Raw genomic sequence first — 16,376 nt, forward strand, 5'->3', positions numbered from 1 at the left:
ATGGCCGCTTTTGCACCGGCGCGCAGGCGCCTCGACTGGCCCGGCATATTCTTCGCCGCCCTTCTGACCGTTGCGATCGTCGGGCCGCTCATCGTCGTCGGCACCTGGGCTTTCACCGAAGTCTGGCGTTACCCCAACGTCGTGCCGCAACAGTTCGGCTTCCGTTTCTGGGGCCAGACACTCGGACGCCCCGATGTGTGGAACGCCCTGATGCTGAGCTTTCGGCTGACGACGGTGGTGACCCTGCTTTCGGCGCTGATCTGCCTTCCCGCCGCCTATGCCTTTGCCCGCATGAGCTTTCCCGGCCGCAACCTCTTGTTCTTCTCCTTCCTTGCCGGTCATGCCTTCCCGAAATTCGGGCTGCTGGTGGCAATTGCGGCGATCTTTCTGCAGCTCAACCTCATCGGCACCTTCTGGGGCGTCGTCCTGATCCAGCTCGTCGGCACGCTGATGTTCATGATCTGGATACCCGTCGCCGCGTTTCAGGCCGTCGATCGCCGCATGGAAGAGGCGGCCCGCGATGTGGGGGCCAGTCCCCTGCGGGTCTTCTGGTCGATCACGCTGCCACAGGCCGGGCCGACCATTGCCGCCGCCGTGCTCCTGAGCTTCGTCGGCACCTTCTATGAAACCGAAGGGGCATGGCTCATCGGCGCCCCCGGCATCCGCACGATGCCGGTGCTGATGATCAGCTACATCAACAACCAGATGGTCATCCAGTATGGCGCGGTCCTGTCCGTCGTGCTCTGGGTGCCGTCATTCATTGCCCTCATGTTCGCCCGCCGCGTCATTGGCGGCGGCGCCTTCGCCCGCGGCTTCGGCGGTTAGGAATATTCATGTCCGTACTTCATATCCGCGGGGTTACGAAAACCTTCGCCGGTGGCACCAAGGCAGTCGACAACTTCTCGCTCGACGTCGCCGATGGTGAACTCGTCTGCCTTCTCGGCCCCTCCGGTTCCGGCAAATCAACGCTGCTGCGCATGGTCGGTGGTTTCGAACAGCCGACCGGCGGACGGATCACCATCGACGGCGAAGACGTCACCCATCTGCCACCCGAGCGCCGGCCCACCGGCATGGTGTTCCAGAGCCACGCGCTCTGGACCCATATGAACGTCTTCAAGAACCTCGCCTTCGGCCTCAAGCTGCGGCGCATGCCGGCCTCCGTCATCAACGAGAAGGTCGAAGCGGTACTCGAACTGGTCGGGCTTTCCGGTTATGGCGAACGCGCCACCAGCCAGCTCTCCGGTGGCCAGCAGCAACGCGTGGCGCTCGCCCGCTCACTGGTCCTGGAGCCGAAAATCCTGCTTCTGGATGAACCCTTCGCCAGCCTCGACCAGCATCTGCGCGAGCGCCTGCGGGAAGAGGTGCGCGATATCCAGCAGCGTCTCGGCATCACCACGCTGTTCGTCACGCATGGACAGGACGAAGCCCTTTCCATGGCCGACCGCATCGTCGTGATGGCCAATGGCAGGACCGAGCAGATCGACCGGCCGAACGTCATTTATCGCGAACCGCAGACCCCATTCGTCGCCGGCTTCATCGGCACCATGAACCTGATCGAAGGCGTGGTTTCGGGCGGAAACTTCACCCATGCCGGCCTGACCTTGCCGCTGCCCGTCTCCGACGGTCCCGCCATTCTCGCCATCCGCCCCGAGGCCGTTGATCTGAAGGCATCCGAGACGCCGCAGGCAAGCGTTCACCGGGTAACCGATTACGGCACCCATGGCCTTGTCGATCTCGATCTTCCCGATGGTGTCAGGATCAAATCGATGGTCGCCCATCCCGATCTCTTCCGGGCCGGACAGGGGGTCGATATCCTGCCCCGCTCCGTCACGGCCTTTCGCGACAACCGGCAAATCTACCGGAGCTGACCATGAACATGCCCATCCTCCTCGAACGCGACGGCCACCGCACCTGGCTTAAATGGCATCGCGGCCGCCGCCGCGCCGCCGATCCCGCCTTCACCGGCGAGCGCATCATCGAGGCCATGTGCCTTGGCGCGAGCATCGAAGTCGATCTCGTCATTCACGCCGACCACGGCTGCGCCGTGCTGCATGATCTGACGCTGGAGCGGGAAACCACCGGCGCCGGAAGGGTGCGAGATGCCTCCGCCGCCAGCCTGCGCCAGCTGCATCTGCGCGATAATCAGGGTCAGCCCGTATCCTCAAGGGTGATGCTGCTCGAAGACCTCTGCGCCCTGCTCGCCCGCGAGATCATCCATCCCGATGCCCTGCTGCAGCTCGATTTCAAGGAGAACCGGCACGCCCTCACCCCGCAGGTCATCGCCGGTTTCAGCGCAAGCATCGCGCCATTGGCGGGCTCCATGATCCTGTCCGGCGGGGATTTCGACGCCATCGCCGCGCTTGCTGCATCGGTCCCCGGTCTCAAGACGGGATATGACCCGTGTGAGGAAGACACACTCACCAGGCTGCAGAGGGGCGAAGACTTTTCCGGCTTCATCGAACAGGCGCTCGCTACGGCACCGGCTGCCGGAATGATCTATCTCGATTACCGGATCGTCCTCGCTGCCGAAGATGCCGGCATCGATATCATCGCCCCCGTCCACGCCGCAGGCCGCCGCGTCGATGCATGGACCATCAACAGCATCACGCCGCAATCGATCACCGATGTCGGGCGGCTGCTGCGGCTCAAGGTCGACCAGATCACCACCGATGACCCGGAAGGGCTAACCGAGGCATTCAGCCGATGACCGTCAATTACACCGCCATTCTGGAAGACATGATCGCCACCACCCGCGAGGCCGGCGCATTGACGCTCGAGCATTTCAGGCGCTTCCGCGACATCGAGATCGGCGTCAAGGGACCGGGCGATTTCGTGTCCGATGCGGACCGGCAGTCCGAAACGCTGATCCGCGAACGCCTCCTCGGCCGGTATCCCTGGGGGCTGACCGGCGAGGAATTCGCTCCGGTTGACGGGTCGGATGCCGAACATCGCTGGCTGGTCGATCCCATCGATGGCACCACCAATTTCATCTATGGCCAGCACTACACTATCACCATTGCACTGCGCCGCGGCAACGAGACGATCTGCGGGCTCGTCTATAATCCCGTCGCCGACGAGATGTTCACGACGATCAAGGGCGAAGGCGCATATCTCAACGGCGAACGCCTGCACGTCAATGCCAGCGGCGATATCGCGCTCATGTGCGTCGGCACAGGCCTGCCAACGCCCAATCTTTCGCTTTATCCCGGCGCCTACCAGCGTCTGGACGATATTCGGGCCCCAATCGGCGCGGTGCGGGTCGTCGGCAGCGCCGCCAATTCCTGCGCTTACGTGGCCTGCGGCCGGCTTACCGGTTATTACGAGGAGACAGGGTTTGTCGATACCGCAGCCGGTATCCTGCTCGTTGAGGAAGCCGGCGGCATCGTGACGGACTGGTGGGGGCGCGGGCCTGAAATCTATGAGCGGACCGGCACGCTGATCGTCGCCAATGCCGCAACCCACGCCTATCTTCTCGAACGGCTTCGCGGCGTTCCGCCCAAGGACCCCTGAGCGGCACAGCGCGCGTGGTCAGTACATCCGCCGGCACGTATCCGCCAATATGCGGGTCCTGCGAAGGATAGCGTGATCAATAACCACCCGTCATCAGCACGGTTTCACCGGTCATGAAACTGCAGGCCTGCGACGACAGGAAGATGGCGGCACCCACCATTTCTTCCGGCTGCCCGGCACGGCCCATCCAGTTCAGCGTCCGGACGTATTCCGCCCAGCCTTCGGGGTCCTCATCACGACGGTGGGCATTGCGGTCGGTGTCGATGAGGCCGGGCGCGAGTGTGTTGAGCAACACATTGTCGCGCGCATAATCCCGCGCCTGACTCTGGATCAGATTGTGCTGCGCAGCCTTGGTTGCGGCATAGGCGGTAACGATGCCCTTCGGACGCAGCTGATTGACCGAGCCGATGGAAACCACCCTGCCCCATTTACGGGCCGCCATGCGCGGCAGGGCCGCCTGCAGCATATCCACCGTCGAGCCCAGATTGACCGCCAGCTGAAACGCCAGATCGTCCGGTGTCAGTTCCGAAAGCGCGGCGTTGATCTGGGCGCTGGCATTGATAACAAGAATATCGACCGGTGCTATCGCCTCGGCCCGTTCGATGAGGTCACGACCGGCACCGGGTTCGGAAAGATCGCCCGCCAGTTCCTGCGCCGTGCCGCCGCTTGCAACGATCCGGTGCTGCACGGGCGCGGCAGCGCCCGGCTTTACGCCATGCAGGATGACATGGGCGCCCGCGCCCGCCAGCCCCTCGGCAATGGCGGCGCCTATGCCACGGCTGGAACCGGTGACGAGCGCCGTGCGGCCCTTCAATCCAAAGACGCTTTCGAGACGCATCCTTTATCCTTCAAACAGCGAAATGCGCGCACCGGCAATTCCCGGGCGGCAGGAAAACAGGCCGCCGGAGAGCGGCGCGTCGGCGAGTGTGGAGGCAGGCAGGCGCGTGCGGGCGCTGGTGATGAACAGCGTCGACAGGTCCGGCCCGCCAAAGGCGATGCTGGAAGGGCGCGGCACCGGCATGTCGATCACCTGGTCCAGCTTGCCGTTCGGAAGATAACGGCGCACGCACCAGCCATCCCAGATGGCGCACCAGACACCGCCTTCGGCATCCACGGCCAGACCATCCGGCCGGCCATCGGCCACCGGAATGCGGGCGAATTCGCGGCGCTGCGACAGCGCGCCCGTCGCCGGATCACAATCATAGGCATGGATGAGGCCGGGCACGGTATCGACGAAATAGAACGTCCTGCCATCCGGGCTCCAGCCGAGACCGTTGGAAACGATGATGCCGCCTTCCTTGCGCTCGGATGCGCCATTGGCATTGATGCGATAAAGCGCACCCGTGGGCTTGGAAGCATCGATGCGCATCGAGCCGACCCAGATCGCGCCATCCGGCCCGCATTTGGCATCGTTCAGGCGGTTATCGGCAATGCCCGCCTCCGGGCTGACAAAGGGTGTCAGCCGGCCGGAGGCAAAATCCAGCCATTCGACGCCATCCTGCGACGCCACCAGCAATCGCCCGCCGGTGACCGGAATGACGGCGCTGACCAGCTTGCCAGTCTCGCAGGTTTCGTTGCGGCCGGTGGCAGGATCGAAGCGGTGCACCGCCGGATGCAGGATATCCACCCAGTAGAGCGCGTTTTCCCCCTCGTGCCAGACCGGGCTTTCCCCCAGCTGCGCACCCCAAGGCAGAATGCAGCTGAGTTCGGCGCTGGGGCGGCCCGTTGCCGAACGCGGGCGTGGCCGCGAACTGATCGCCACGGCCCCGGCTGCCCCGGTAATGCGGCGGGCTGCGGCAATCAATTCACGCCCGGCGGGATGGATATTGGAGGAATCCAGCCGCGACGACGGCCCGAGTGCAACGAGCACGCCCATCGGCGTATTGTCACGGCCCATGACAGGGGCGGCGACCGAATTCACGCCCGGCAGATGCTCCTCGTAGGAAATCGAATAACCCCGCGCCCGCGTCAGCGTCAGATCGGCCTGCAGCGCATCGAGGCTGGTAATGGTTTTGGCTGTCTGCAGATCGAGCGTCAGGCGATCCAGCAGCGCACGGCCAACGGCGGGGTCCTGAAAGGCGAGCAGCGCCTTGCCCGGTGCGGTGCAATGCAGGGGCACGCGGCGTCCCACCTCGACGCGCACCGAAAGACCGTTCGGCGAACGTTCGGCGAGATATTGCGTCATGGTGCCGTCAAGCCGGCACAGCGCAACCGTCTCACCCAGTTCAGCCGCCAGCCGCTCCAGTTCCGGCGTCGCCGCCGAGACGAGATCGAAGCTCTCCCAGACCTTATGGGACATTTCCAGAAAACGCTGGCCCAGCACATAGGTGCCACGGGCCTCATCCTGACGGACGAGGCCATAAGCAATAAGGGTGCGCAGGATGCGCGCGAATGTCGGCTTCGGCAGACCGGAGGCGCGCAGCAGCTCAGCAAAACGCAACGGTTCCGGCGCATCGGCGACCATGTCGAGCAGGGTCAGGCCCTTGGCCAGCGCCGCCGTGCCGCCCGGCGTCTCCGGTTTCATTGCCTCTGCTCCTTCGCGAGTCGCTGCCGCCTTGCGGCCGCCGCGTCGTCCAGCATCCGGTCCATCGTCCATTCCGCTTCAAACCCCAAAGTGTTTCTGATCCGCTCGTTGGACGTATGGTAATAAACGCCGTCGCCGGGAAAATCGACTGTCACGATGGGCAGGCCGGTCAGCGCCGCAATTTTCGGCAGAAGCACGGCGAAATCGGCCGGTTCATCGGCACCGAGATTGAAGGTCCCGCCCGCCGCCTCTGGGTGATCGAGAGCAAGCAGAATGCCCGCCACCATGTCGCGCGTATCGGTTATATGCATACGGAACGGCCGGCCTTTTTCATTGCGCGCCAGAATGTGCGACGGCTCAGCGATATCGCGGGACTGGAGCAATTCGGCGATGGCGGTGTTTCCGAAATTCTGCTGCTGGCGAATGCGCGGCCGCAGGAAAAAGCGGGGACCGGAAAAGAAACTCTCTTCATCCAGCAGTTCCGCCGCATCCTGCGTATGCGAAAACCGCAGGATCACCGTTTCCATGGTGCCGCTTCGCTGGTGAAAGCGCACCAGCTCTTCGCCCATAAGCTTGGTCACCCCATAGGGCGAATTGGGGCAGAGCGGATGGTCCTCGGTGACCGGCAGGAACTCCGGCCGGTTTTCCGGATAGACCTCACCCGACGAAGCGAAGACGAACCGCCGCACGCCAACCGCCGAAGCCGCATCCAGAAGCCGGCGCGTGCCCTCGACATTGACGGCGAACATGCGGTCGCGATCCGCCGGAGCCCATGACATGAAGGCGCCCAGATGCAGGACGGCACTCACGCCCCTGATAGCCTCGGATAATGCCTGCGCATCCTCCAGCGACCCGACGACTTCCTCGCCGCCGGTTGCCGATGGCCTCAAATCAAAACCGCGAACGGCGCGGCCCTGTGCGCGCAAGGCGGCGACAACGGCACGGCCGACACGGCCTGCCGATCCGGTAACGAGGATCATAGCCGTGCTCCGGTCTTTGCATCGAAGAGATAAAGCTGGGCCGGATCGAAACCGAGCCGGAGCGCCTCATTGCCGGGAAGGCTGCCGGTATGCGAGACGCGCGCGATCAGCCCCTTGGACTTGCCCTCCTCGCCATCCGCGACCCTTGCGCCTTCCGCATCGAAATAGACGTATTTTTCCGATCCGAGGCTTTCCACCAGCGTCGGACGGACATCGAAGGTAACAGGTGCATCGCCCAGAACGAGATGTTCCGGCCGCAGGCCGACAATCACGCCGCCCTGGCGGCCGACGGCACCCGGCAGGGAGACCTGTTGCCCAAACAGGGTAACAGTGCCGTCACGCAGTTCCGCATTGAGGAAATTCATGCCCGGCGAGCCGATGAAACCGGCAACGAAAAGATTGGCCGGATTGTTGAAAAGCTCGTCGGGTGCGGCAATCTGCTGGATGATGCCGCCCTGCATGATGACGACGCGGTCCGCCATCGTCATCGCCTCGACCTGATCATGCGTCACATAAACGGTGGTGACACCGATGCGCTTGTGTAATGCGCCGATTTCGGCACGCATGTGGACGCGCAGCTTTGCATCGAGATTGGACAGCGGCTCATCCATCAGGAAGGCCTGCGGCTGGCGCACGATGGCACGGCCGAGTGCCACGCGTTGGCGCTGGCCGCCCGAGAGATCCTTGGGTTTGCGATCGAGATAGGGTGTCACTTCCAGAATGCGCGCCGCATCATCAACCCGGCGGTCGATCTCGGCCTTGTCGGTGCCGCGCATCTTCAGGCCGAAGCCGATATTCTGGCGAACGGTGAGGTGCGGATAAAGCGCATAGTTCTGGAAAACCATGGCGATGTCGCGGTCACCCGGCGCCAGATCCGTCACTTCGTTGTCGCCGATGAAGATCTGGCCTTCGCTTGCCGGTTCGAGGCCGGCGAGGATTTTCAGCATCGTCGACTTGCCGCAGCCGGAAGGCCCGACCAGCACCACGAACTCGCCGTTCTCGATCTCAAGCGAAAACGGCCTGAGCACGTTGAGAGCGCCATAGGACTTGCTGACGTTGCGAATGGAAATATTGGCCATGCTTATTTCTCCGCGCCAGCGGTAAGGCCGCCGACCAAATAACGTTCCAGGAACAGGTAGATTGCGATGATCGGCAGCGCGATGAACACGGATGCGGCGGAAATGTCGTTCCAGTAGGTGACATATTCGCCCTGCATCGTGGTGATGCCGAGATTGGCCGTCCAGTTGTCCGGCGAGTTGACGAGGAAGGTGCGCGCATAGGCATAGTCTGCCCAGCTGAGCACGAAGGCATAAAGTGCGGTGGCGGCAAGCCCCGGCGTGGCGATGGGAAGCACGACGCGCACCATCGCGCCGATCGGCGAGCAGCCGTCGACCATGGCAGCCTGTTCCAGTTCCTTCGGAATGGTGTCGAAATAGCCTTTCAGCATCCATGTGGCGAAAGGAATGATCATCGTCGAATGCGCCAGAACCAGCGTCCACAGGCTGCCGATCAGGCCGAAGCTGGAAAAGATCGAAAACAGCGGAATGACCAGCAGCGTCGCGGGCAGCATCTTCGCCGTCAGGACGAAGAGGCCCATGGTCGCGCCACCCCGCATGGAATAACGCGACAGCGCGTAACCGGCGCTGACCGAGACCAGCATTGACAGCGCCACCGAGCCGATGGCCGCCAGCATCGAATTCCAAAGCCACAGCAGGATCGGTTTTGCCGCCCAGACGCGGGCGAAGATGTCCCATTGCGGATCGTCCGGCCAGAAGGTCGGCGGCAGGCGGTAAAGCTCATCGGTGGTGGAAAGTGCCGTGACCAGCAGCCAGTAGACCGGGAACAGGATCATCACCAGCGTGAAGATCACAGTCGCGTAAAGGGCAAGGCTCTGTAAAAATGTCCGTTTCATCAAAGCCTCCTCAATAGATCGATTTCGAACGCCGGCCGAGCATCAGGAGGCTCGCGACGATGCAGATCACCAGCGTCAGCACGCCGACGGCGGCGGCACGGCCGAAATTGTGATACTGGAAGGCCTGGTCATAGGTCATGATCGACAGCGTCTGGGTTGAACGCAGCGGCCCGCCGCCGGTCAGAACCTTGATGATGGAAAAGTCGCGGAATACCCACAGCAGCGTCAGCACCAGCGTCACGCCCAGCACCGGCATCAAAAGCGGCATGGTGATCCAGCGGAAACGCTGCCACACACTCGCGCCATCGACCTTGGCCGCCGCATAATAATCGGCGGGGATGGACTGCAGGCCGGCCAGACACATGATCGAGACGAAAGGAAAACCCTTCCAAACCATGGTGATCGCCACGGCCCAGAATGCGGCCGTGGAACTGCTGATCCACGGGATCATCTGATCGGTGAAACCGAGCTTGATCGCCAGCCAGCCGAACAGGCCGAAGGAAGTGTCGAACATCCACGCAAAGATGACGACCGCGATGATTTCCGGCACCGCCCAGGGCAGCGCCATTCCCAGCCGCGCGACGGTGCGGCCCTTGAAACGGTTATTGGCGAGAAGCGCCGTGCTGAGACCGACGGCGACGCTGCCGGCGGTAACGACCACGACCAGTTTCAGCGTTACCCAGCAGGCCAGCCAGAATTCCGGCGACGAGAACAGCCAGGTGTAATTGCTCAGCGAAAACGGCCGGCTGGCGCCGCCAAGCCTTGGTATCTTGACCTGCTGGAACGACAGGTCGATGGCCAGCACGAGCGGCCAGACGATGATGGCGGCAACCATCAGGACCGCGGGCGCGATCAGAATATAGCCGAGGAGATGTTGCCGGCTGGGACGCGCAAGATCGAAGAACTTGCGACGCCCAGCCCGAACGGGTTCGGTCATGGATGGTCCTCCTGCCGGATGCGAATGATGGCCATGGCCCTTTACGGGGCCATGGCAGGACAACAAGATCAGGACAATGGGGGATCAACCCTTGATGGCTTCGGCCTTTGCCTGCATGGTTTTCGCCACCTCCGCGGGATCGAGATCCTGAATGATCATCCGCTGGCTTTCTTCCATCACCATCTTGCTGAACTCGTTGTAGAAAAGCTCAAGCCCGGTCGGAATGCGGTCGATACCGGCTTCCGACGCGGCCTTCATTGTTTCGATCAGCACCGGAAAATGCGGGATGGTCTTTTCAACACCCGAGACATCCGCCTTCGGGCTTGGCGGGGTGTTGCCGCCAAGGGTGGCGTAACTGCGCTGGAATTCCGGCGTCATCGTCAGCTTGATGAAATCCCAGACCAATGCCTTCTGGTCGTCGGGAATATCGGCCGGCATGGCCAGCACGTTGGACGAGCCGCCAAGCGGCGGATGAAGCGGCGGCGCGACATAAACGATGTCACTCTTGGCCGAACCCTTTTCAGTCGTGCCATAAAGCCACGGTCCATCGAGCCGCATGGCCATCTTGCCATCGGCAAACAGCTTGCGCACGTCGCTGGCGCTCATGTCGACCGGGCTGATGCCGCTCTTCATCACGGTTTTCCAGCGCGAAAGGCCCTCGACCATCTGGGGCGTGTCGATGGTGATGTTGCCATCCTTGTCAGTCCAGTAGGCGCCGGCATCGATGATGTAGTTCAGCATTTCCGTCAGATATTGCCCCGGACCACCCTTGGTTTCGTGGCCGGTGCCGAACTGGTCGATGATGCCGTCGCCGTTCAGATCCTTGGTCGTGGCTTTTGCAGCGGCCAGAAACTCGTCATAGGTCTTCGGAACCGCGACGCCCGCTTCTTCCAGCAGCTTCTTGTTATAGGCCATGACGAAACCGAAATAGTTGGTCATGATACAGACGGTTTCGCCGTTCCATTCGCATTTCTGCTGGCCAGCCCAGCCGGTCATGTCGATGCCATCCTTCTTCAGCCACGGGTCGAGCGGTTCCAGCCAGCCGCTATCGGCAAACATCTGGAATTCGAAGGACGCCAGATGTACGATCTGCGGCGGCTGGTTGGCGGCGAAAAGCGTGGTCATCGTATCCGCGTAGGAACTGCGCTCCGCCTTGGTGAATTCAATCTTCACCCCCGGATGCTGTTTCTCGAAGGCGGCGATGGCGGAATGCCACCATTCGCCCGTTCCGGCATCGTCGGTCTGCCAGGAAATGAACTTCAGCACGGTATCAGCCATGGCGGGCGCAACAGCGCCCATGGTCATCAAGACGGCGGTCGCGGTGCTGAGCGCCAGCTTTTTCATTCTTTTGGTCATGGTTTCCTCCTCCAAAAAACCAAATCAGATACGTTCAATCAGACCGAGCGCCGCCTCCGACGGTCTTACCCCAAGTCCCGGTCCGGACGGCAGGTGATACCTGCCTTCGCGGCAATCCATGTCGCCTTCCAGCAGGCGGCGGTTCGGCTCGAAGATCGAGTGCTGGAATTCGTGTCCCTTCAGCATCGACAATGTCGACGACGCCTGCAGGCTGGCGGCAAGGAAGATACCGGCGCCAACGGTGGCGTGCGGGATCACGTCAATGCCGTGTTCGGCGGCAAGGGCACCGATGCGGATGAAATTGGTGATGCCCTTATGGCCCATTTCCGGCTGCACGATCGCGATGCGGCAGCGTTCGATGCGGGCGCGCATATCCCAATGGGTGCGCCATTCCTCACCGACGGCAATCGGCACGTCGGTATTCTTCGAAACCTTCTCCAGACCGGCAATGTCCTCCGTCCAGACGGGTGCTTCGGCGAACCACGGGTCGAAGGGCTGCATTTCGGCAATCAGCTCCAGCGCCCGTTCCGGCGTCTGGTTCCAGTGCATGTCTGCGGCGATCTTCGCCTGGGGCCCAAGCACCTGCCGGAGATTGGCAATTTCCGCCGCCGGGCCGTCATCGGCCACCGGCGTTGCGAATTTGAAGGCGTTGAAACCGCGATCCTGCCAGTATTTCGCCAGTTCCCCGCGCGCCTTCAACGTCCTTTCAGGCAGGCCGGAAACATAGGCCGGAAACGTATCTACCCCGCCGCCGAGAAGGTCGCGAACCGATTTTCCGGCTTCCTGCCCGGCAATATCCCAGAGCGCAATATCGAGCGCGGCGAGCGCATCGACGTAAAAGCCGCCGGTATAACCGCGCACCCGCATCATGTCGTAGAGGTCGTCATAAACAGCCGAAGGATCGGACGCATTGCGGCCGATCACGAAACCGGCGAGAAGATCATTGATGAGGGCGGCGACCGCGCCGGGGGCGACGATGCCATAGGTCTCGCCCCAGCCGACGGTGCCGGCCTCGGTCGTCATGCGCACCAGCACGCTGCGGTCGAAGGTGGGGTAGACCGTGCGATTACCCTTGCGCACGATGTAGCCGTTGGGATTGACCACCTCGCCTTCCCTGAGTGCGCCAAGATAGGGCACCATGCGCGGCTGGGTCAGCGTGAAGACTTCGACGGTTGCGATGGGGCTGTTCATGCGGCCTCCGCAGCAACAAGGCCGAGTTCGACCAGATTGGCGTCAATATCGGCAATGGCCGCCGCATCAAGCTCGGGTGTCGGTGCACGCACACCGACACCTTCGATCACGCCGCGACGGGCGAGTACATATTTGGTCAGCCGCATGCGATAGACCGCCTGCAACACCAGAAGCGGCAGGGTGCGGACATAGATCCGGCGAGCCTCTTCCTGCCGCCCGGCAACAAGCGCCCGGTCGATGGCCACATGTTCTTCGGCGATCTCCAGCGCCGGCATGGCCGCCGTAGCACCCCGGGCATATTCGTCGAGAATGTAACGCGCGCCGCCGCCACCGATGACGCCCTTCAGTGTCGAAGGCGCATGGGCGATGATGTGGCTGATGGCCGGGCCGGCGGGAAGCGTTTCTTCCTTGACATAGGCCACCTGCGGCAAGGCGCGCACGATCTCCACGATTGCCTGCGGCGAAAGGTCGGAGCCGCGCGGCGCAGGCGCGTTCTGCAGGATGATTTCAACCTCGGGCAGCGCCTCGACGATCCGGCCGAGGAATTCGATCAGCGCCGGCGCATCCGTGCCGACCGATTTGGGCGGCTGCACCATCAGGTGGCGAATGCCGAGCGCCGATGCCGCCCGCCCGTGCTCGACCACCTCACGCCAGTCGGCCGCACTGGCGCCGGCCACAACAGGCACCCGACCGGCCACCGCATCCACGACGATCTTCAGCAGCGTTGCGCGCTCGGCGGCATTCAAAGCCTCCACCTCGCTGGCGAAACCGGGAAACACGACACCATCCACGCCCTTGTCGAGCGCAAAGACCACCAGCCGCTTCATACCCGCTTCGTCAACGCCACCATCAGCCAGAAACGGCGTGGGCAGAACAGGCAAAATCCCCTTGAGGCCAGCCACCATCTTTCTCCTCCCAATTAAGTATCATATTTTGATACCTTGAACTCACTAATTGACACTACATAGACTCGCGCCCTATGACAAGCCCCAAGATGAAATGAACGAGGAGGTTCAAGACATGGCAGCAGCGGCGACATCGATCATCGTTGATTGGGGAACGACATCACTGAGGGCGGCGCTCGTTGGTGAAGGCGGCGAAGAACTCGCTCATCTGGAAACCGCCGACGGTATTTCGAGCCTTGGCAAGGGTGAGCATGAGGCGGCGCTGATGGCTGCACTCGCACCCTGGTTCTCGCGCCACGGGGCCTTGCCCGTCGCCGCACTCGGCATGATCACCAGCCGCAACGGCTGGGTTGAAGTCGCTTACGTGCCGTGCCCGGCAGGCCCGGCGGAACTTGCCGCCGGCACGGTGCGCAGGACGCTGCCGAACGGCTCCGACCTCGTCTTCCTGCCGGGTCTCAACGACCCCGCCCGCCAGCCCTTTCCGGATGTGATGCGCGGCGAAGAAACCCAGATCGTCGGCCACGGCCTTGGCGAAGACGCCACCCTCATCATTCCCGGAACCCACAGCAAATGGGCGCGGGTGAAGGCGGGGCGGATCGACGGTTTCCAGACATTCGTGACCGGTGAAATCTTCAACCTGCTCATCAATCATTCCTTCATCGCGCGCGGTTCAACGCAGCCGCCGGTCGATGATCCCGAGGCCTATCGCTGGGGTCTGAAAGAGGCAAAACGATCCGCCGCCATGCTGTCGCTGCTGTTTTCAGCGCGAACCGGCGGGCTTGCCGGCCGGCTTTCGCCGGATCAGCTGCGCTCCTATGTGCGGGGACTGGTCATCGGCCAGGAGTTTCGGCAGGCCCGCGATGCCGGATGGTATGCGGAGGGAGACGAGGCAGCTATCGTCGGCAATGACGGGCTGAACGATCTCTATCTGGTTGCCGCAGATGTATTCGGGCTCAGGACATCGATCGGCGCGGACGACATCCTGACAAAAGGGGCGCTCGCCGTCCTCAAGCAGACGCTTTCCTGAGCGCCGACCATCGTCGGGTGCAATTCCGACAGATCAGGGTTCAGGCAGAGCCTGTTCCTTTCATGAAACGAGGCGGCCCATAAGCCGCCTCGTTTTGGTATCAGCACAAGCCAGACCTCAGGCAGGTCGTTCTTCACCCGCATTCGGCCGCCAGGTGATCAGCCTCTTCTCGGCAATATCGAGAATAAGGTCGATGATGAGACCGAAGACGGCGGGAATGCGGGCCACCAAAGTTTTCACCGCAAACCGCCCGCAACGCGGACGATCCGGTTGCTCGGAATTCCATCCGCCATTTCCCGATACCGCCCTCCGACGCAATATTTTTTTATGACAGGGTCCTAAAGAGCAAATCCTGCTCGTCTAAACAACGAGAGAGAATTTGAACGTCCTGTCTCTCGGTGTGAGGAGAACCATGTGATGTATCTGACCAGGGAATCTGAAATCGCCATCGGCATTCTGACGAACTTCGTACACGAAACAGAGGAAGCCCATACGACGCGAAAGCTTGCTCATCGGCTTGGGGTCACAAAAGATCACGCCGCAAGGGTGGTCGCAATTCTGGTCAGAAACGGGCTGCTGCAAAGCAGGCGCGGACGGACCGGCGGCATCGTTCTCAATGTGGATCCCGAAAGTCTTTCCGTGGGCATGATCCTGCGGGCGACACAGCCGACGATTGTCAGGCGGCCGCGCACACGCAATGCCAATCCTTCCGGCACGGCAGGCATTTTCCACATGCTGGCGGAGGCAACCTCCGACTATTTCATCGAACTGGCGGACACCTGCAAGATAACCGATGTCACCCCGACGAAGATCGGCAGTTCAAAGTGTCGCAGCCGACGAATGACGCTGCCAGCGCCATCTGCGGGAGAAACCGAAGCTGTAAGCCGGTTGAATGCGACAATCTGAAATCATGTTGAGGAGAGTTGCATTTGATACGCATCGTCAGAGCCAAGTTACACGGCATCACCGTAACGGGAGCCGATCTTGATTATCACGGGTCGATCACTCTGGATCCCGAGCATTGCGACCTCGCAGGTATCAGGCCTCTTGAATTCGTTGATATCTGGAACAAGCAAAGCGGCGCCAGAATTTCGACATATGTGATTTTCGGCGAGGCAGGATCAAAATGCTGCATTCTGAATGGTGCGGCAGCACGCACCTGCCAGCGTGGCGATCAGGTCATCATATGCTCGTCGTCTTACGTTCAGGAGAGCGCGCTTTATGACACCGCGCCCATGGTCCTCACATTCACGCCGAAAAACGACGTCAAGGATGTTCTGCGCTATCGCGTCAAGGAAACGGCACGTCGTCCCTTCGACTTCTTTATCGAAACCCTGCCCAATGGGCAAAACACCGATATGGAAGACGAGGACGTGGCAGATCGAGCCATAGCCTGAAAAAATGCGCCGGCCTTAACCGGCTGGCGCGACTAGCTGCGATAGCCGGACTGTCTGGCGACCAGAGGCTGAGGCTGGTCATCATCTGTCATGGAGATCGTTGCCTGGTGGCGGGACGCCATCAGGCCGCAATCCAGACAACTGACACGGAGATTACTGTCAGGAGCAATCAGATCGGCAACCGTGAAGCGATCGAGAAGGCGGGCAAAAAAAGACGATGTCGTGGAGACGATACGGCCAAGCAATGCTTCGGCGTCCGACTGGGGCGATGAGAGGTTATCTGCGCCTTCCCCGAGCAATTCGGGCTGTATCAGCCGCAGCACCTCGGTCAGCTTCACTGCCTCCGGCTCCCTTGCCAGTTTAAGGCCGCCACCGGGGCCTCGTTCGCTCAGCAGCAGACCGTTTCGCGCCAGCAGGGCGACAACCTGATAGGTGTGGTCTTTCGTAGAACCGATTTCCTGCGAGACCTTTTGAACCGATACGATTTCGTTCCCCTGTCGCGCGCATACTGCAAGTATGCCAAAGGCGATTTCAGTCTGCCGTTTCAGATGCATCGTTTATGAACGTCCTCATGACGAGTTGGGGATCGTCGATCCGGTTCTCACACTACCGTGTTATATCGCTCCGTTCAATTGTT

At 61.8% G+C, this 16,376-nt stretch carries 17 protein-coding genes and 1 pseudogene; 7 read left to right on the forward strand and 11 right to left on the reverse strand.

What is annotated here, in order from left to right; genetic code table 11:
• From M0412_RS22920 to M0412_RS22935, 4 genes are read left to right on the forward strand one after another with little or no spacing between them, the layout of a single operon-like run.
• Entirely contained in the window at positions 1–825 is an 825-nt protein-coding gene (locus M0412_RS22920; protein ID WP_110760116.1) for an ABC transporter permease, read from the forward strand.
• Positions 826–833: 8 nt separating this feature from the next.
• A complete protein-coding gene (locus tag M0412_RS22925; RefSeq protein ID WP_269702885.1) occupies positions 834–1,868 on the forward strand; it encodes an ABC transporter ATP-binding protein in 1,035 nt (344 codons plus the stop codon).
• A gap of 2 nt (positions 1,869–1,870) precedes the next feature.
• Entirely contained in the window at positions 1,871–2,707 is an 837-nt protein-coding gene (locus M0412_RS22930; RefSeq protein WP_269702883.1) for a glycerophosphodiester phosphodiesterase family protein, read from the forward strand.
• Positions 2,704–3,510 carry an inositol monophosphatase gene (locus M0412_RS22935; protein ID WP_269702881.1) on the forward strand — a complete coding sequence of 269 codons (807 nt, stop codon included), beginning with the start codon at positions 2,704–2,706 and terminating at the stop codon, positions 3,508–3,510. Before M0412_RS22930 ends, M0412_RS22935 begins: the two co-directional genes overlap by 4 nt.
• Before the next feature lie 76 nt (positions 3,511–3,586).
• On the opposite strand, the gene M0412_RS22940 is transcribed toward M0412_RS22935, so the two are convergent.
• The 9 genes from M0412_RS22940 to M0412_RS22980 form a co-directional block, all read right to left on the reverse strand.
• Positions 3,587–4,348 carry an SDR family NAD(P)-dependent oxidoreductase gene (locus M0412_RS22940; RefSeq protein ID WP_269702879.1) on the reverse strand — a complete coding sequence of 254 codons (762 nt, stop codon included), beginning with the start codon at positions 4,346–4,348 and terminating at the stop codon, positions 3,587–3,589.
• Between the two features lie 3 nt (positions 4,349–4,351).
• Positions 4,352–6,034: an SMP-30/gluconolactonase/LRE family protein gene (locus M0412_RS22945; RefSeq protein ID WP_065116464.1), complete on the reverse strand. Its 1,683-nt coding sequence runs from the start codon at positions 6,032–6,034 to the stop codon at positions 4,352–4,354.
• A complete protein-coding gene (locus M0412_RS22950; RefSeq protein WP_269702876.1) occupies positions 6,031–7,014 on the reverse strand; it encodes an NAD(P)-dependent oxidoreductase in 984 nt (327 codons plus the stop codon). Before M0412_RS22950 ends, M0412_RS22945 begins: the two co-directional genes overlap by 4 nt.
• Positions 7,011–8,093, reverse strand: coding sequence for an ABC transporter ATP-binding protein (locus M0412_RS22955; RefSeq protein ID WP_142859518.1), 1,083 nt, complete (start codon positions 8,091–8,093; stop codon positions 7,011–7,013). Before M0412_RS22955 ends, M0412_RS22950 begins: the two co-directional genes overlap by 4 nt.
• 2 nt (positions 8,094–8,095) lie before the next feature.
• Positions 8,096–8,926 carry a carbohydrate ABC transporter permease gene (locus M0412_RS22960; RefSeq protein ID WP_046800465.1) on the reverse strand — a complete coding sequence of 277 codons (831 nt, stop codon included), beginning with the start codon at positions 8,924–8,926 and terminating at the stop codon, positions 8,096–8,098.
• Between the two features lie 10 nt (positions 8,927–8,936).
• Entirely contained in the window at positions 8,937–9,863 is a 927-nt protein-coding gene (locus tag M0412_RS22965; RefSeq protein ID WP_269702865.1) for a carbohydrate ABC transporter permease, read from the reverse strand.
• An 84-nt stretch (positions 9,864–9,947) separates the two neighbouring features.
• Positions 9,948–11,219 carry a sugar ABC transporter substrate-binding protein gene (locus M0412_RS22970; RefSeq protein ID WP_065116468.1) on the reverse strand — a complete coding sequence of 424 codons (1,272 nt, stop codon included), beginning with the start codon at positions 11,217–11,219 and terminating at the stop codon, positions 9,948–9,950.
• 24 nt (positions 11,220–11,243) lie between these two features.
• Positions 11,244–12,410: a mandelate racemase/muconate lactonizing enzyme family protein gene (locus tag M0412_RS22975; RefSeq protein ID WP_269702861.1), complete on the reverse strand. Its 1,167-nt coding sequence runs from the start codon at positions 12,408–12,410 to the stop codon at positions 11,244–11,246.
• A complete protein-coding gene (locus M0412_RS22980; RefSeq protein WP_269702859.1) occupies positions 12,407–13,315 on the reverse strand; it encodes a dihydrodipicolinate synthase family protein in 909 nt (302 codons plus the stop codon). Before M0412_RS22980 ends, M0412_RS22975 begins: the two co-directional genes overlap by 4 nt.
• Before the next feature lie 115 nt (positions 13,316–13,430).
• Between M0412_RS22980 and M0412_RS22985 the strand changes: the two genes are divergently transcribed.
• Complete coding sequence (locus M0412_RS22985) at positions 13,431–14,342, forward strand: 2-dehydro-3-deoxygalactonokinase (protein WP_269702857.1); 912 nt, start codon at positions 13,431–13,433, stop codon at positions 14,340–14,342.
• A gap of 117 nt (positions 14,343–14,459) precedes the next feature.
• Here the strand turns inward: M0412_RS22985 and M0412_RS22990 are convergent.
• A pseudogene (locus M0412_RS22990) lies at positions 14,460–14,561 on the reverse strand (ABC transporter permease); the annotation flags it as partial.
• A 198-nt stretch (positions 14,562–14,759) separates the two neighbouring features.
• On the opposite strand from M0412_RS22990, the gene M0412_RS22995 reads away from it, so the two are divergent.
• Positions 14,760–15,248, forward strand: coding sequence for an Rrf2 family transcriptional regulator (locus M0412_RS22995; RefSeq protein WP_269702976.1), 489 nt, complete (start codon positions 14,760–14,762; stop codon positions 15,246–15,248).
• 23 nt (positions 15,249–15,271) lie between these two features.
• The gene (gene panD, locus M0412_RS23000; protein ID WP_110760109.1) at positions 15,272–15,739 is read left to right on the forward strand and encodes an aspartate 1-decarboxylase; all 468 of its coding nucleotides are present in this window, start codon (positions 15,272–15,274) and stop codon (positions 15,737–15,739) included.
• A 32-nt stretch (positions 15,740–15,771) separates the two neighbouring features.
• Here panD and M0412_RS23005 read toward each other — a convergent pair whose 3' ends face one another.
• Positions 15,772–16,293 carry an Rrf2 family transcriptional regulator gene (locus M0412_RS23005; protein WP_065662646.1) on the reverse strand — a complete coding sequence of 174 codons (522 nt, stop codon included), beginning with the start codon at positions 16,291–16,293 and terminating at the stop codon, positions 15,772–15,774.
• Positions 16,294–16,376: the final 83 nt, after the last annotated feature.

The sequence above is a fragment of the Agrobacterium sp. O3.4 genome (assembly GCF_041414895.1).
Lineage (GTDB): Bacteria > Pseudomonadota > Alphaproteobacteria > Rhizobiales > Rhizobiaceae > Agrobacterium > Agrobacterium cucumeris.

Excerpts from the sequence above, each read along its gene's own strand:
- M0412_RS22920 (WP_110760116.1), top strand. The coding sequence starts at position 1 with ATGGCCGCTTTTGCACCGGCGCGCAGGCGCCTCGACTGGCCCGGCATA.
- M0412_RS22925 (WP_269702885.1), top strand. The coding sequence starts at position 834 with ATGTCCGTACTTCATATCCGCGGGGTTACGAAAACCTTCGCCGGTGGC.
- M0412_RS22930 (WP_269702883.1), top strand. The coding sequence starts at position 1,871 with ATGAACATGCCCATCCTCCTCGAACGCGACGGCCACCGCACCTGGCTT.
- M0412_RS22935 (WP_269702881.1), top strand. The coding sequence starts at position 2,704 with ATGACCGTCAATTACACCGCCATTCTGGAAGACATGATCGCCACCACC.
- M0412_RS22940 (WP_269702879.1), bottom strand. The coding sequence starts at position 4,348 with ATGCGTCTCGAAAGCGTCTTTGGATTGAAGGGCCGCACGGCGCTCGTC.
- M0412_RS22945 (WP_065116464.1), bottom strand. The coding sequence starts at position 6,034 with ATGAAACCGGAGACGCCGGGCGGCACGGCGGCGCTGGCCAAGGGCCTG.
- M0412_RS22950 (WP_269702876.1), bottom strand. The coding sequence starts at position 7,014 with ATGATCCTCGTTACCGGATCGGCAGGCCGTGTCGGCCGTGCCGTTGTC.
- M0412_RS22955 (WP_142859518.1), bottom strand. The coding sequence starts at position 8,093 with ATGGCCAATATTTCCATTCGCAACGTCAGCAAGTCCTATGGCGCTCTC.
- M0412_RS22960 (WP_046800465.1), bottom strand. The coding sequence starts at position 8,926 with ATGAAACGGACATTTTTACAGAGCCTTGCCCTTTACGCGACTGTGATC.
- M0412_RS22965 (WP_269702865.1), bottom strand. The coding sequence starts at position 9,863 with ATGACCGAACCCGTTCGGGCTGGGCGTCGCAAGTTCTTCGATCTTGCG.
- M0412_RS22970 (WP_065116468.1), bottom strand. The coding sequence starts at position 11,219 with ATGACCAAAAGAATGAAAAAGCTGGCGCTCAGCACCGCGACCGCCGTC.
- M0412_RS22975 (WP_269702861.1), bottom strand. The coding sequence starts at position 12,410 with ATGAACAGCCCCATCGCAACCGTCGAAGTCTTCACGCTGACCCAGCCG.
- M0412_RS22980 (WP_269702859.1), bottom strand. The coding sequence starts at position 13,315 with ATGGTGGCTGGCCTCAAGGGGATTTTGCCTGTTCTGCCCACGCCGTTT.
- M0412_RS22985 (WP_269702857.1), top strand. The coding sequence starts at position 13,431 with ATGGCAGCAGCGGCGACATCGATCATCGTTGATTGGGGAACGACATCA.
- M0412_RS22995 (WP_269702976.1), top strand. The coding sequence starts at position 14,760 with ATGTATCTGACCAGGGAATCTGAAATCGCCATCGGCATTCTGACGAAC.
- M0412_RS23005 (WP_065662646.1), bottom strand. The coding sequence starts at position 16,293 with ATGCATCTGAAACGGCAGACTGAAATCGCCTTTGGCATACTTGCAGTA.